Source organism: Pseudomonas sp. MWU12-2319, from assembly GCF_023242525.1.
GTDB lineage: Bacteria > Pseudomonadota > Gammaproteobacteria > Pseudomonadales > Pseudomonadaceae > Aquipseudomonas > Aquipseudomonas gingeri_D.
On the sequence record NZ_JALJES010000005.1, the window covers coordinates 21,463 to 36,372 of the forward strand.

At 62.3% G+C, this 14,910-nt stretch carries 13 protein-coding genes; all 13 read right to left on the bottom strand.

All coding sequences use genetic code 11. The annotated features are described in order from the left end of the window. Positions 1-58: 58 nt before the first annotated feature. The 13 genes from fliD to M5C01_RS09765 all read right to left on the bottom strand — a co-directional run bounded on the left by fliD (position 59) and on the right by M5C01_RS09765 (position 14,910). Positions 59-1,495 (bottom strand): flagellar filament capping protein FliD, encoded by a 1,437-nt coding sequence (gene fliD / locus M5C01_RS09705; RefSeq protein ID WP_152738500.1) that lies wholly within the window; start codon positions 1,493-1,495, stop codon positions 59-61. An 82-nt stretch (positions 1,496-1,577) separates the two neighbouring features. Further along, positions 1,578-1,949: a flagellar protein FlaG gene (locus tag M5C01_RS09710; protein ID WP_152738497.1), complete on the bottom strand. Its 372-nt coding sequence runs from the start codon at positions 1,947-1,949 to the stop codon at positions 1,578-1,580. A 73-nt stretch (positions 1,950-2,022) separates the two neighbouring features. Further along, positions 2,023-2,874: a flagellin domain-containing protein gene (locus tag M5C01_RS09715; RefSeq protein ID WP_152738494.1), complete on the bottom strand. Its 852-nt coding sequence runs from the start codon at positions 2,872-2,874 to the stop codon at positions 2,023-2,025. A 192-nt stretch (positions 2,875-3,066) separates the two neighbouring features. Then, positions 3,067-3,336 carry a hypothetical protein gene (locus tag M5C01_RS09720; protein ID WP_152738491.1) on the bottom strand — a complete coding sequence of 90 codons (270 nt, stop codon included), beginning with the start codon at positions 3,334-3,336 and terminating at the stop codon, positions 3,067-3,069. Continuing rightward, positions 3,333-4,625 (bottom strand): 6-hydroxymethylpterin diphosphokinase MptE-like protein, encoded by a 1,293-nt coding sequence (locus M5C01_RS09725; RefSeq protein WP_152738488.1) that lies wholly within the window; start codon positions 4,623-4,625, stop codon positions 3,333-3,335. Before M5C01_RS09725 ends, M5C01_RS09720 begins: the two co-directional genes overlap by 4 nt. Before the next feature lie 79 nt (positions 4,626-4,704). Then, positions 4,705-5,631 carry a ketoacyl-ACP synthase III gene (locus M5C01_RS09730; protein ID WP_103495971.1) on the bottom strand — a complete coding sequence of 309 codons (927 nt, stop codon included), beginning with the start codon at positions 5,629-5,631 and terminating at the stop codon, positions 4,705-4,707. 229 nt (positions 5,632-5,860) lie between these two features. Next, on the bottom strand, positions 5,861-6,913 hold the full coding sequence (pseI, locus tag M5C01_RS09735; RefSeq protein ID WP_152738483.1) for a pseudaminic acid synthase: 1,053 nt from the start codon (positions 6,911-6,913) through the stop codon (positions 5,861-5,863). Then, positions 6,906-8,411, bottom strand: coding sequence for a UDP-2,4-diacetamido-2,4,6-trideoxy-beta-L-altropyranose hydrolase (gene pseG / locus M5C01_RS09740; protein ID WP_152738480.1), 1,506 nt, complete (start codon positions 8,409-8,411; stop codon positions 6,906-6,908). Before pseG ends, pseI begins: the two co-directional genes overlap by 8 nt. Continuing rightward, positions 8,408-9,118 (bottom strand): pseudaminic acid cytidylyltransferase, encoded by a 711-nt coding sequence (gene pseF / locus M5C01_RS09745; RefSeq protein ID WP_152738477.1) that lies wholly within the window; start codon positions 9,116-9,118, stop codon positions 8,408-8,410. Before pseF ends, pseG begins: the two co-directional genes overlap by 4 nt. Next, on the bottom strand, positions 9,115-9,735 hold the full coding sequence (locus M5C01_RS09750; RefSeq protein ID WP_152738474.1) for a pseudaminic acid biosynthesis-associated methylase: 621 nt from the start codon (positions 9,733-9,735) through the stop codon (positions 9,115-9,117). The genes pseF and M5C01_RS09750 overlap by 4 nt, the downstream gene beginning before the upstream one ends. A gap of 34 nt (positions 9,736-9,769) precedes the next feature. Beyond that, positions 9,770-10,939, bottom strand: coding sequence for a UDP-4-amino-4,6-dideoxy-N-acetyl-beta-L-altrosamine transaminase (pseC, locus tag M5C01_RS09755; RefSeq protein WP_103495976.1), 1,170 nt, complete (start codon positions 10,937-10,939; stop codon positions 9,770-9,772). Next, a complete protein-coding gene (pseB, locus tag M5C01_RS09760; RefSeq protein WP_103495977.1) occupies positions 10,936-11,937 on the bottom strand; it encodes a UDP-N-acetylglucosamine 4,6-dehydratase (inverting) in 1,002 nt (333 codons plus the stop codon). The genes pseC and pseB overlap by 4 nt, the downstream gene beginning before the upstream one ends. A 30-nt stretch (positions 11,938-11,967) precedes the next feature. Continuing rightward, a complete protein-coding gene (locus M5C01_RS09765) occupies positions 11,968-14,910 on the bottom strand; it encodes a TIGR00180 family glycosyltransferase (RefSeq protein WP_152738471.1) in 2,943 nt (980 codons plus the stop codon).

A 14,910-nucleotide genomic window follows, 5' to 3' on the forward strand; every position in this document is an offset into this window, starting at 1 on the left:
GAAGGCAAAAACCCGGCACGCGCTAAACGCAGCCGGGTTTTTGGCGATCCATCGGAAGTTAGCCCGACTTCTGCGCGGTCAACGAAGTGAAGAACGCCGTGATGCTGTCCCCCGTCGCCTTCAACTGCCCGACCAACGCGTCCATGGCGTTGTACTTGGCCGTCAGGGTCGCAGTCAGGCTGGTGACATGCAAATCCAGTGCCGCCTGCTGACTCGCCAGGGCACTGGCCTGGGTGTTCAAGCTGGTGCTGCGCTGATCGAGCAAACCGCCGGTCTGGACGTAGGGGGCGATCGCCGCGGTCATCCGTGCCAGCACACCGTCCGCCCCCGCGTTGGCGGTGGTCCCGGTAAACAGCGTCTGCACCTGGCCGCTCAGACCATCGGTGGTCATGGCCCGATTGAACGTGGTGGAGTTGAAGTTCAACTGCCCCGTCTGCGGATCGGTCCCCACCCCCAGTTGCGAGAGCACCGCCAACTTATTGCCCGACCCGGGCGTGGTGAGCACGCCACGGACACTGGCAATCAGTGCCCGAGGCATGGAGTCGCCAGTAAACGCCGCCGGCTTGCTATTGCCACTGGAGTCGGTCGTCGGGGCACTGAGGGTGCCGATGGTCGTCATCAAGCTGTTGTAGGCGCTCACGAACGTCTGGATCGAGGTCTGCAGACCGCTGGTGTTGGTGCCCACGGTGACCACCGAAGTAGAACCCGCGCCTCCAGTCCCCGAGAGCAGGTTCAGTGTCAGACCACTGACGGCACCGGTGACGGTATTGGTCTTGCTGGTAACCGCCAGGCCATCAATGGTGATACTTGCATCCTTGGCCAGACCATTGACCGCGCCCGAGCTTGAAGCTGTCGGGGGATTGGCCATTGCCTGGGTACCGTCGATTGTCAGGCCGGCAATACCACTGACCGACAAGTCGGAACCCGCGCCAGTGGTGTTGGAGCCGAACACAAGACGCGCCGCGCCGCTACTGTCGGTCACGATGTTGGCGGAAATACCGTTGCCCGCCAGCGTGGAGTTGATCGCATCACGGGTGCTCTGCAGCGTTGCATTGGCCGGGATGGTGACATTGTAATTAGTGCCATTCTGACTGATGGTCAGGGTACCACTCGGAATGGCACTGGTTGCACCGCCGGAAAAAGAAGCACTGGAAACCTTCGAGCTCGTGGCGAGGTTATTCACCGTAATACTGTAGTTACCGGCTACCGCGGTATTGTCAGTGGTAGCCGTCAATACGGACGGCGATCCGGAGGTTGCCGAGAAGCCGGCGAACTGCGGAGTGGTCGAGCTGTTGAGGGCGGCCAGTGCGGTCTGGAAGGTCGTCAACGCACTTTTCAGCGCACCCACGCCGGAAAGCTTCAGCGTGTTGGTTGCTTGCGACGTGCTTATCTGCTGCGTCGCGGCAGCTGAATCGGCGTTGACCAACGCGGTCACGATCGAGCCGATATTCAGGCCGGAACCCAGGCCCGTAGTTGGTACAATTGGACTTGCCATGTTTATCTCCCTTCAATTTGCAGCCAGTCTTTTGACCCTTGCCAGCGCCAAAGGCAACTGCACACACGATTCATGCCAGCTGTCAGGCTTTCGCATCAAACAGCACATTACTCGCCGAACTCAGACTGTCAGCCAGTTTCAAGGCTTCCTCGGATGGGATCTGTCGAACCACCTCGCCGCTGTCGCTGGCGATCACCTTGACCACGACTTGCCCGGAGTGCTCGTCAATGGAAAATTCCAGGTTGCGCTTGATCGATTGAACGAACTTCTCGATATCCTGCACAGCCTTTTTGAGTCTGTCGGAAGAATCCGAATCATTGCTGGTGGCCGAAACGGGTTTTACCGGATCCGCCTGAGGCGCCGCCGTGGCCGATACCGGCTTGCCGGCAACAGAACTGGAACTGGCCGGCGTAACAGCGGGGTAAGACAGACCAAGCTTTACACTCATGTCCATATCTATCACCTCTCAACATGAAAAAGCGAGAGAGTGCGACCAGCGCACCCCCCCGCCAAAACTCACTCCGAAATTACTGAAGCAGCTTCAGTACAGCGGAAGGCAGTTGGTTGGCCTGAGCCAGAACCGAGGTAGAAGCCTGTTGCAGGGTTTGCTGCTTGGTCAGTTCTGCGGTTTCAGCGGCGAAGTCGGTGTCTTGTACGCGACCCTGTGCAGCGGTCACGTTCTGAGTCACGTTGTTCAGGACGGAGATGGTGCTGGTCAGACGGTTCTGCGAAGCACCGAGGTTGGCACGGGTAGCACCGATGGCGGCGATTGCAGCGTCGATCGCGGTGATCGCGTTGTCGATGTTGGAGGCCGCGGCGGCGCTGGTAGCACCGGTCAGAACCAGAGTACCGCTGTCCACGGACAGGCTGACGGCGTCGAACTTGGAGCTCAGGGTCAGGCTGATCTGGTTGGCCGAACCGGTGTTGGAACCCACTTGCAGGGTTACGACGCCAGCAGTACCGTTCAGCAGGAACTTGCCGTTGATCTGGGTGCTCGCGGAGATACGAGTCAATTCGTCCGACATCTGGGCGAATTCGGAGTTGGTTGCGGTCTGGTCGGCGGTGCTGTTGGTACCGTTACGGGCTTGAACAGCCAGTTCACGCATACGCTGCAGAATGTCGGTGTCGGTTGCCATCGCGCCGTCGGCGGTCTGTGCCAGGGAGATACCGTCGTTGGCGTTCTTGATCGCAACGGTCTGACCGCGGATCTGGCTGCTCATACGAGTGGAGATCTGCAGGCCGGCAGCATCGTCCGCGGCGCTGTTGATTTTCAGGCCGGAAGACAGGCGCTGCATGGCGGTGGAGAGGGAGCCGGCTGCGCGGTTCAGGTTCTGCTGAACAGCCAGAGAAGTGACGTTAGTATTTACGCTTAAAGCCATGACGAAATCCTCGTTGGTTGGGTACTGCGGCTTCCGGCCCTGGCAAGCGCCGGGTATGGCCTAGAGAACCTTCGTAATAGTTATCGTCGGGATTGCAAGTTGCTTGAGGGCTTTTTTCAAAAATTTTGCCATCACCCTGCCACCCCTTTGAAAACAAGGGCTTGGCGCCCTGCTCCAGGAGGAAAAATGACGTCAGGGAATTGCCGCCGATTCCAGCAGCCCCACCAGTTCGTACTCCATCCAGTCGGCCAGCCCCAACCAGTCCTGGGATTCCTGGCAAACCAGCATTCGGGTCAGCAGTTGCGCCCACTGCTGCCGAACCTCCCCAGGCGCGCTCGCCAACGCCAACTGCGCGGCGTCGAACACCTCGACCATGTTCAAGGCCGCCTCCACATCACGACCCAGACGAAACAGCCCGGCGCATTCGCGGGCATCCTCGACACACTGCGCCAGCCGGCTCATTGGACAAACTCCTGGTCGAACCCGGTACCGACGATCCGCGCCCCTGCCCTGCTGCTGTTGAGGAATGCCACCTGCGGGTGACGGGCGATATAGCGCTCCAACTCCACCAGGTAACGACGGAAGTTCAACTGCGTCCTGACCCGTTGCCCCTGGCCGTCCAGTACCCAGTGCTGCGCCAGCTCGACACCCGGGCCGAGATCGCCATCCTTCCAGCCCGCATGGGTCTTGTTCATCGGGAAGGCGAAGTCGGCGCCGAACAGGGTGATGCGCGCCGCGCCCATCTTCACCGCCAGGTCGACCGCCGGGTGCAGCACGCTGCCGCCGACGAACAACAGGCCGCGCCGGCACCGCTCACGTACCGAGGCATAGATCGGACTGATGGAATAGCCGCCGTAACGCGGGCCTTTCCAGGCGTGCAGCACCTGGGGATCGCTCATCGGCATATAGACCAGGGGAATACCGTCGGACGCTTCGACGGGCAAATGCCGGAAACCGATGCGCTGGTCGATGCTGACCACGATATCCGGCCGGATCCCCTGCTCACGCAAAGGCCGGTAGGCAGTGTCGACACTGATGAACAACGGCCGGTCCGGCTGCTCGCTGATCGCGCGCAGCTTGGCGAACTGCTGCTCCAGCGTCGGCCCGGTGCCGATCACATAGATATGCTGGCCCGGACGCGTCGCAAACAGCTCGGTGACATCGCGGTCCGCGCCAAACACCTCGCGGGTGTCCAGCAGACGCTGGACGATAACCGCGGACTGCGGATCGAACTCGCGATTATTGAAGGTCAGGTGTACTTCGCCGACCAGACGATCACGCATCCGCGCATTGCAATCATCGGCCAGCACCAGTTCGGCCGGCAGGGCAAAAAACGGCAAGAGAATCTCGGGATGGTCGGCGGCGTAGCTCAGATCGACCCGAGGATCGGTCAGCCAGGATTGCTGATCCAACAGCCCCAGCACCAACTTGAACAACGCGCCATTGAGGACATGGACACATAGGCGTTTCAGGGTCGGGCGCTCCAGCAGGATCTGTTGCAGATCGCCCAAGCCGGTGCCGTAGAGGTGCAACAAGTCGCTGTCCGGCGGCAGACTGGCGGCCTGCAGGCGGGCCTCGGCGACGCGATCATGCCGACTGGTGAGCTGGATGCCACCCACGCTCAGGGTCGAGCCCAGCCCTTCCAGCAGTTCGACCGGCAACGACTCGCTGTCCTCGGCCAATAGCCGCGCCAGCAAACCCGGCCAACGGTCGCCGATGACCTGCAGATTCTGCTCGAAACTTTCGCTCATGCCGCCGCCCTCAACATCCGCGCAAAAAAATGGCGCTCAAGGTTATCTCACCTGGAGCGCCATTTTGCGACCCTTGGCATCAAGGCCGATGAATAATCGCCGATCCCCACGACAAGCCCACGCCAAAGCCACTGAGGGCCACGCGCTTCCAGGTCGAGTCCAGGACATGTTTCTCCAGCAACAACGGAATACTCGACGACACCGTGTTACCGGTCTCAACCATGTCCTTGATGAACTTCTCCGGCTCGCCCTCGAAACGCCGCGCCACGGCATCCACGATCGCCGCGCTGCCCTGGTGAATGCAGAACGCATCGATATCGTCCGCCTGCAGGCCGGACTCTTCCAGCAACTCGTGCAGGTGCGCCGGAACCTTGAGCAAGGCGAAGTTGAAGACCTGGCGGCCGTTCATGAAAAACACGCCATTGCTGACCTTCAGATGCGGCGCGCCGGACCCGTCGGTGCCGAACTTGGCCTTGCCCAACTGCCAGGGCGCGTCTTCACCCATCCAGGTGGCCGTCGCCGCATCGCCGAAAAGCATGGTGGTGTTGCGATCTTCCGGATCGACGATCTTCGAATACGGGTCGGCGGTGACCAACAGGCCGTTCTTCAGACCCGCCGCTTCCATGAAACCCTTGATCGCGTAGATGCCATAGACATAACCGGAGCAACCCAGGGAAATATCGAACGCCGCCACGTTGGTGGGCAGGCCGAGTTTGTCCTGGACGATGGCGGCGGTATGCGGCAGGCCTTCCTCATCGCCGTTCTGGGTGACCACGATCAGTGCGTCGATGGATTCGCGCTTGAGCTCGGGATTGCGGGCGAACAGCGCATTCACGGCTTCGACACACAGGTCCGAGGTTTCCTGACCGTCATCCTTGCGTGGCAGGAAGGCCGAACCGATCTTGCCGAGGATGAAGGCTTCATCCTTCTCGAATTTTGCACCTTGTGCGTAATTGTCCACGCCGGCTACAGGCACGTAGCTCGCAATGCTCTTTATGCCAATCATTACGGCTTCCCAATAATAAACAGCTGAAAACCCTCGTTCACCAGGACCAAGGGCTGCCGACAAACAGAGATTTGACGCCGCCCACGGGGGAGCGACTGCCGGAAGAGTAAAAGGCTATCACCGGACCCTTTATGAGCCGGGCGCCATCTTCCAGGTCGATACAATACAGTGAAGATGCGCGTTATGACTCGCAGGTCACGCTATTTTGCCGAATCAGCGCGACAAAACACTATTCGACCAGCGACCAGGACAGCGGCGTCCCACGCTTGAGGGCCTGTCGGGCCGTGCGCCCGAGCACGGCGTCGAGATGCCGGGGTGCCAGTCCCAGACCGGGGCGGATCGCCCGCAGGTTGTCGGCGCTGAAGGTTTCCCCCACGGCCATATCGCGGGTGATATACAGCGAGCGGCGATACACCAGGGACTTGCGTTCCGCCTCGGTAACGCCGTAGTGCACCTGGCCCAGGGCCTGCCAGGCGCGTTCGGTCTCGATGACCAGGCTGGCCAGTTCCGCCGGCTCCAGGGAAAAGCTCGAGTCCACCCCGCCATCAGCGCGATCCAGGGTGAAATGTTTCTCCACCACCGTTGCCCCCAGGGCCACCGCGGCTACCGCCACCCCCACGCCCATGGAGTGATCGGACAAGCCGACCTGGCAGCCGAACAATTCGCGCAGGTGAGGAATGGTTCGCACATGGCTGTTTTCCGGGCTGGCCGGGTAGGTGCTGGTGCATTTGAGCAGTACCAGGTCCTTGCAACCGGCAGCCCGGGCGGCGCGCACGCTCTCATCCAGCTCGGCGACACTGGCCATGCCGGTGGAAATGATCAGCGGCTTGCCGGTCGCGGCCACACGCCGGATCAACGGCAGGTCGGTGTTTTCGAAGCTGGCGATCTTGTAGGCCGGCACGTCGAGGCTTTCGAGAAAGTCCACCGCCGTTTCATCGAAAGGCGTGGAAAACGCCAACATGCCCAGCTCCCGGGCACGGGCGAAGATCGGCGCGTGCCACTCCCAGGGCGTATGGGCCTTTTCATACAAGGCATAGAGCGACGAGCCAGCCCATAGGCTGGCCGGGTCCTGGATAAAGAACTCGCCTTCGTCCAGGTCCAGGGTCATGGTCTCGGCGGTATAGGTTTGCAGCTTGAGCGCATGGGCACCGGCCTTGGCCGCCGCTTCGACAATGCGCAGCGCCACCTCCAGCGACTGGTTATGGTTGCCGCTCATCTCGGCAATGATGAAGGGTGGCGCGTCCGCGCCTATGACCCGCTGGCCGATCTTGAAACTAGTCATGGTGCTGATCCTTTACCACGCGCTCGAAACGGCAGGCCGACTGGACATAACCGCCGTGACGGAACAATTCGATGGAAGCCGGATTATCCGGCAGTACCTGGGCGTCGATCACCGTCACCTGCGGCCAGTGCTCGCCCAAGACGGCTTCGCCACGAGCCAGCAGCGCCCGGCCCCAACCGAGACCGGCGCGGCCCTGGAACAGATACAGCGAGACTTCCGCGCGACTGCCCGCCAGATCGTAGCGCAGCACGCCCACCGGGCCATCCGCGGCCTCGGCGATCAATAGCAGGCGTCCGGGGTTGAGCAGGCTCGCGGCCAGCCAGGCCTGATGCGCCTCCCAGCCGATGGGCTCGGAACTCAACGAGGCACGGCGTACCGACTCGGCGTTACGGCCGTCGAACAACAACTGCGAATCCGCGACCGTGACCCGGCGCAAGGCCAGACTGGAGCCGGCCAAGGCCACGGCAAACCGTCGCGCCCCCAGGCCATCCACCAGACGCCGCGACTGTGCGGCCAGGCTGCGCCGCAGACTGACATTGCCCAGGACAAAACCGATGGCCTGGCGCAGGCTGTCGACCGTCACCTCGTCGCTGCTGCCCAGGTAGACATGCACCCCGGCGGCCGCCAGCCGCTCGGCATTCGCCCGCTGATTCTCCGCCACGGCAATGCACAGGGTCGGCAGGCCGAGGACCGCACGTTCCCAGCTGGTACCGCCACCGGCCCCGATAAACAGATCGGCCCGGGCCATCAGCGCGGCGAAATCGCTGACAAAAGTCTGCACCCGCCACTGCGGACGATCAACCGCCATGGCCTGGATCGAAGCCAGCATCGGGTTGGCGGTGCCGGCGATAAAATCCACTTCCAACTCGTTGAAGTCCGCCAGGGCCTGAATGGCCTTCCAGGTTTCGCCGGCCGCATCCAGGCCGCCAAAATTCACCATTACCCGCCGGGGCTGCAAGACGATCGGCACAGCCCCCTGGCGGAACTCATCACGAATCAGCGCGTAACGGGGGCCGAAGAGCTCACGGCAGGGCCGCAAGCAGCGGTGGGCGTACTCGGGGTCGCCGGCGGTGAAATTCTGGTCGAAGAGCAGATCCACGGCATGCTGGCGATTGTTCAGGTCGTCGATCGCCGCAATCTGCCGCGCCCACTGGCGAGCGGCGGTTTGCCAGGCGTGATCGAGGCCATAGTGATCGACGATAATCCAGTCGAAGACCGGCTCGGTGACCAGGCAGGCACCCAGCGCGGCGATATCCGCCTGCCACGGCAACGGGGCCTCGATGTCCGCACCGGGCTCCTCGCCTGCGTACTCGGCCGGCAACGCCAGGGCCCGGAAACCCTGCTCGGCGATGCGTGCCAACGAGTGGCCGGGCAAGGCCCGACAGGCGAACAGCACCTCGGCGCCGCCACTGCGCAGCACCTGCGCGAGGCTCAGGCAGCGCGCCACATGCCCGCTGCCAATGGCCGGCGAGGCATCGGCACGGATCAACACTCTCATGGCTCCAGCTCTCCACCAGCCAGCAACGCGCTGTAAAGGTACTCGGCGCGCCGCCAATCCTCGTCGGTGTCGATGTCCTGGACCAGATGGCGCGGCAGGATGACCGGCAGGCTTTTTTCCGAAAACAGCACGTCGCCCCGCAGCCAGGCCGCGCTGTGCCCCCAGTAGAACTGCCCGGCATCCTGGAAGGCACGGGGCAGATCCTGGGAACGGGTCTGTCGATGCTCGGGATACAGCGGCATCAACCCGCCATCCGCGCCGAGCGTCAAAGCGCGCTGTACCGGAAAACCGAATTCGCAAACCGAAAACGCAAACGACCTTTCAGCATGGGCTTCGAGCAGCTCCAGCCCCTGGCGCAAAAACCGCGCCTGCAACAACGGCGCCGTGGCGTAGATACAGCAGGCATGCTCAAACAGGTATCCGGCCTGCTGCAAGGCCTCCACCGCATGGGCGATCACAGCGGCAGTACCGGTGAAATCATCGGCCAGGGCCGCCGGACGCATAAACGGCACCTGTGCCCCCCGGGCCCGGGCCAGGGCAGCGATTTCCTCGTCATCGGTACTGACGATCACCCGCTCGAACAACCCCGAATCGAGCGCCAGGCGAATAGAGCGGGCAATCATCGGCTCGCCATGGAACAGCTTGAGATTCTTGCGCGGGATGCGCTTGCTGCCACCACGCGCCGGAATGATTGCAATCGCAGTCAAGGGCGTTTTTCCAGCAGGAACCAGTTGATATCGTCGGTCGGAAACTGCGGATCGCGGTGGTAACTGAAGCCGTAGTCCAGCAGTTGCAGGTCCGGATAACGATCGAGCATTTCCCCGGCAAAGTCACGCTTGAACAACTTGCCGCTGTTACCACGATAGGACACTTCCACCGGCACCGGGTTGTAGTACTCGGCAATCAGGATATAGCGTCCGCTCAGGGTGTATAGCTGATCATAGGCCGTGGCCAGCAGCTCAGGCGCCAGGTGGATCAGCACGCCCTTGCTCAGGGTCAGGTCGAAGGTCCGCTCGCGCGGGTAATCGAACAACGAGCCGTGCCAGATCTCGGCGATGCCCAGATCACGGGCCTGCTCGCAGGCCTTGGCGTTGATCTCCACGCCCTGCAGGGCACACTCGGGCAGGAGCTGGTGCAAGGCCAGCAGGTTGTTGCCGGTGTTGGTGCCCAGTTCCAGCAGGCTGGAGAGCCGGCCGGTGCGCGCCAGGGCCTTGGCGAACAGCGCCAGGTTGGCGGCGACCAGCGCCTGCCCCTGGTTGCGGCCCACGTATTGATCGCCGAACTCGCCACGCCAGAACACTTCCTGTTCGCTGAACTCACGCATGTCGGGTGTTTATCCTCGGGCCATTGAGCGTCGTTTAACCGACAAGATTTCGTAATTGTTCGACCACATAGTCCTGCTGCTCCTCGGTGAGCAGCGGGAACAACGGCAGGCTGAGGGCTTCGCCGAAGTAACGCTCGGCTTCGGGGAAGTCACCGTCCTTGAAGCCCTGCTCGCGGTAGTAAGGTTGCAGGTGCACGGGAATGTAATGCAGGTTCACCCCGATGCCGGCTGCGCGCAAGGCGTCGAAGACTTCGCGCTGGCTGACCCTCATCTGTTCAAGCTGCAAGCGCACCACGTACAGGTGCCAGGCGGACTCGGCACCCGCCTGGGCCACCGGCAATTGCAGCGGCAGGTCGGCCAGCAAAAGGTCATAGCGGCCGGCCAGTTCACGACGACGGGCGACAAAGCTGTCGAGCCGGGCCGTTTGCGACAGCCCCAGCGCGGCGTGCAGGTCGGTCATCCGGTAATTGAAGCCCAGTTCCAGTTGCTGGTAGTACCACAGCCCTTGCGCGGGAACGTTCATCTGCGCCGGATCACCGGTGATCCCATGGCTGCGCAGACGACGCAGGCGCTCGGCCAGTTCGGGGCTATTGGTCAGGACCATGCCGCCTTCGGCCGAGGTGATGATCTTCACCGGATGGAAACTGAAGATGGTCATCGCGGCAAAGGCACCGCAACCCACCGGTCGCCCGAGGTAGGACGCGCCGACCGCATGGGACGCATCCTCGATCAGCGTGAAGCCATAGCGCTCGGACAATGCGGCGATGGCGCGCATATCGCAACTCTGGCCGGCAAAGGCCACGGCCACCACCACCTTGGGCAACCGCCCGCCGGCCTCGGCAACCTCAAGTTTGCGCGCCAGCAGGCCGGCATCGAGATTCAAGGTCAGGGGGTCGATGTCGACGAAGTCCACCTCGGCGCCGCAGTAGCGAGCGCAGTTGGCCGAGGCGACAAAGGTATTCGGGCTGGTCCACAAGCGATCCCCCGGCCCCAGGTCCGCCGCCAGGCAGGCGATATGCAAGGCCGCCGTGGCATTGCACACCGCCACGGCAAAATCGGCCTGGCAATGTTCGGCCAACGCCGCCTCGAAGCGCGGGATGGTCGGTCCCTGGGTCAACCAGGGCGACTTGAGCACCTCGACCACCGCATCGATATCGGCCTGTTCGATGCTCTGGCAACCATAAGGAATCTGATAAGGCGTCATACCGGCAGCCCGGCGTGCAGATCGGCAATCTGCATCACGTCCAGGAAGTCAGGGTTGGTATCGGAGCGGTATTCGAAGTCCTCATCCACCGCCTTGCCGCGCTCCCCCAGACCGTCAACCGCGAAATCGACATCGACGCTGGTGAAACGAATCGACGGCTGGATGGTGTAGTGGTCGGCGAATTCCAGGGTCATGCGCGCGTCGTCCAGCGGCACCATCAACTCATGCAGCTTCTCGCCCGGCCGAATGCCCACGTGTTTGTGCGGCAGATGCGCGGCCATGCCGGACGCCAGGTCGACGATGCGGATCGACGGGATCTTCGGTACGAACACTTCACCACCGTGCATGCGCGCGAAGCTGTCGAGCACGAACTGCACACCATGGTCGAGGGTGATCCAGAAGCGGGTCATGCGCTCGTCGGTGATCGGTAGTTCCCGGGCCCCCTCGGCAATCAGCTTGTTGAAAAACGGCACCACCGAACCCCGAGAGCCGGCCACGTTGCCGTAGCGCACCACGGCAAAGCGGGTCGCCTGCTCGCCGGCGATATTGTTGGCGGCGACGAACAACTTGTCCGACAGCAGCTTGGTGGCCCCATAGAGGTTGATCGGGCTGGCCGCCTTGTCGGTGGACAGGGCGACAACCTTCTGCACGCCATTATCGATGGCCGCGGCAATGATGTTTTCCGCCCCGTTGACGTTGGTGCGAATGCACTCGGTGGGGTTGTACTCGGCCGCCGGCACCTGTTTCAGGGCCGCGGCATGCACGACAAAATCGATCCCGCGCATGGCCAGGCGCAAGCGCTCGGCATCCCGGACATCACCGAGAAAATAGCGCATGCACGGCGCGTTGAACGTCTGCTGCATCTCGTACTGCTTGAGCTCGTCGCGCGAGAACACCACCACCCGCCGCGGCTGGTACTGCTCCAGCAGACGACGGATGAAGTTGCGGCCGAACGAGCCGGTGCCGCCGGAGATGAAAATCGATTTGCCGTTGAACATACCGTGAGTCCCTTTAACTGTCTGCCAGGCTTAAACGAGCAACTGCGCCCATCCCACTGGACTGGCACTGCCCAGACTGAAACCTTTTCCTGTCAGGGACAGGTGCGGGTTGTAGGCCGGGTCGCGCAGGAAGTTCACCGCCCACTTCTCGAGCAGGGCCGCCAGAGCCTCTGGCGCCTCGGGCAGAAGACCCGGGTGGAACACTTGCACTTGCGGCGTCCACGACACCAGGCCGCCGACCTGGCCGATCTTGAGACACAGATCGACATCGGCGAAGGCCTCGGCGAAGTCGCCTTCGTCCAGGCCACCGACCGCCTCGAAGAACGCCTTGCGCACCATCAGGCACGTCGCCGAGACCGCCGAATAGTTCTGCTCCACCGCCAGCCGCTGCATATAGCCCCTGGCATCCGTCTTTTCACCGACAAAAGGCGAACCGACACCACCGTTCAAGCCGAGAATCAGCCCGGCCTGGGAGACCTTGGTATCACGGCTGTAGAGCTTGGCGCCGACCACGCCGACTTCCGGGCGCAAGGCCTGGTTGAGCAGCGACTCGATCCAGTTGGGGTTGACCACTTCGCTGTCTTGCGCGAGCAGCACCAGGTACTCACCCAGGGCCTGATCTGCCGCCGCGTTGCAGAATGCCGAGGTGCTCGACCAGTCGGCTTGCAACACACTGACTTTACCGGCCTGAGGCTGTTCTCGGAGCCAGGTCGCGAGGGCTTCGCTGTAGCTCGGGTGATCGGCCACCAGCACTTCGTATTTCAGGTAGCGGGTTTTTTGCAGCACTGCGCTCAGGCAGCGCTCCAGTTCGGCGAAGTCGGCCTGGCCATGGAGAATGATCGACACCAGCGGGCGTTCGGTATGCCGATAATCGACAAAGTAGCTGCCCGGATTCTGCGAAGTGACCTGGGCCTTGTAGCCCCGCGTGCCCAGATGGCGCAGCAACGCCAGGCGCTCATGGGCGTTCTCTTCGAGTGCCGGTACGCTGGAAATCAGCAATGGCTCGTCCAGATGGGCCAGTCCGGCCATGCCGCCCTGCTCGATCAGACGCAGCAGCAGATCGAATTCCAGGGCTTTGCTGAAGTCGGCCTTGTAGCCGCCAACCTCCAGCAAGACTTCACGGCGAATCAACCAGTGCCTGGCCATCAGCGCCGGTACGCTTTGCAGCAGGTCGAGGTTGAAGCTCGGACGGAACACATCGATCAGCGCGCCATTGGCATCGCGCTGGATTTCATCGGTGGCCACCGCACGGCAACCTTCGGCCTCACGCAGTTCGAGACTGGCGCGCAACAGGCCACTGGCGGTGAACTCATCCCCCGCCTCGGCCAGTAGCAACCAGTCACAGGGCAGTTGGCGGATCGTCTGGTTCAACTTGTCGACCAGATTGCCCGGTGTCACCCGGATAAAGTGCAAGGTGTTCTGCAGGGTAGTCGCCGCCTGCGGCTCGCCCGCGGTGAAGACGACGATGCGGAAGGCCTTGCTGTGCCCTTCCAGCAGGCTGTCGAGGGTGACCTGCAACTTGCCGATGTCGTTGTTCAGGTCCAGTACCAGCAGGCCGAAGACCGGACCGCTGCCCTGCTCGACCTGGTAACCGCCGATCGCCTCAAGTTCGCCGGCAGACGGCTCGCGAACCTGCAGCCAATCGAGCAGGCGTCCCGAGAGCATCGCCTCGAAGGTCGAGCGATTGTCTTCAGTGGAAACGGCGTCCAGGCGCTCGGCCCAGGCGAACATATCCCGTGCCTCGTCCTCTTCGCCGAGAATCTCCAGTTGCCGGGCCAGGCGCTTGACCACCCGCCGGTTGAACAGGTTGCACTCCTGGGCCTGCCACAGGCGGTCCGCCACGCTTTCCGGGGTGTCGTTGTTGTGCGCGCGCATCAGCGCGTCCTGACGGGTCCATACACCCTCCAGTCCCATCAGTTGCACACGACCGGCCGGCATCGCATGGAGCAGGAATTCGAAGTGGGTCAACTGATCGAAAAATGCCTGGTTGTAGTAAGGCATTTCCACGTACTGCTTGGGCCCGAAGCGCCGCACGGGTGCGTCCTTGATGCTGATCCAGGTGGACTCGAACAGCCCTTCCATGGTCAGTGCCCGCCCGGTCCGCAGGCTGTCGGTCATGGCTTCGAAACTTTCCAGGGCGAAGGCTTTGCCCTGTGCCGGATCAAGCCCTTCGATCGCGGTAGGCAGGGAGGCCAGGAACTCGGCGAAGGCCTCGCGCTCGGCCACCGACTTGGCATCGGTGTAGGTCAGCGAGTGGTAGACCTCGGTGCTGTGTTCCGAATCGCCATAGTTGACCTCACGGACCACATAGGGAATCGGCAGGATCCGCGCCTTGGCCCGGGCGAGCATGTAGTAGACATGGCCGATTTCCTGCCATTGGAAACTGGTGCCTTCAGGCAAGGCCGAATGCCAGTCGCGCATCAGGGCGGTACGATGGACGGCGTAGAACGGCGGCAGGTATTGGTACATATAGTCCACCACGCGATCCTGGGCCCGCTCGGAGGCGTAGTCCTCACAGACCTTCTTGTCGCGACGGTAGTAGCTGACGCTGCCCGCCAACGACAGGTACATCATGCAGTAACCATGGCACATGCCGTAGTCGGCATTGTTCTCCAGGAACGCAACCGCCTCGGCCAACGCCCCGTGAACGATAAAGTCGTCGTCGGCGGCAAACACCATGTACGGCGTGGTCACGCTCATCACGCCATGGGCGAACTTGTTCTGCAGTTTCCAGTAGTCGTACTGCGGCACGTGCAGGTACTCGATCGAGTCATGCCCCTGCGCGACTTCGGCGTAGGCCACGGGGGAAGAGTCCAGCACCAGCAGTTTGCAAGGCAACGCGCTATAGAACTTCACCGCCCGACGCAGGAACGCCGGCCGGTTATGGGTAACCAGCACCACGGTCAACAAATCACCCAGGAGCTGCACATTCCCCTGACGCGATGCCTGTTCAGAAACGTACTTGCCTTGCAT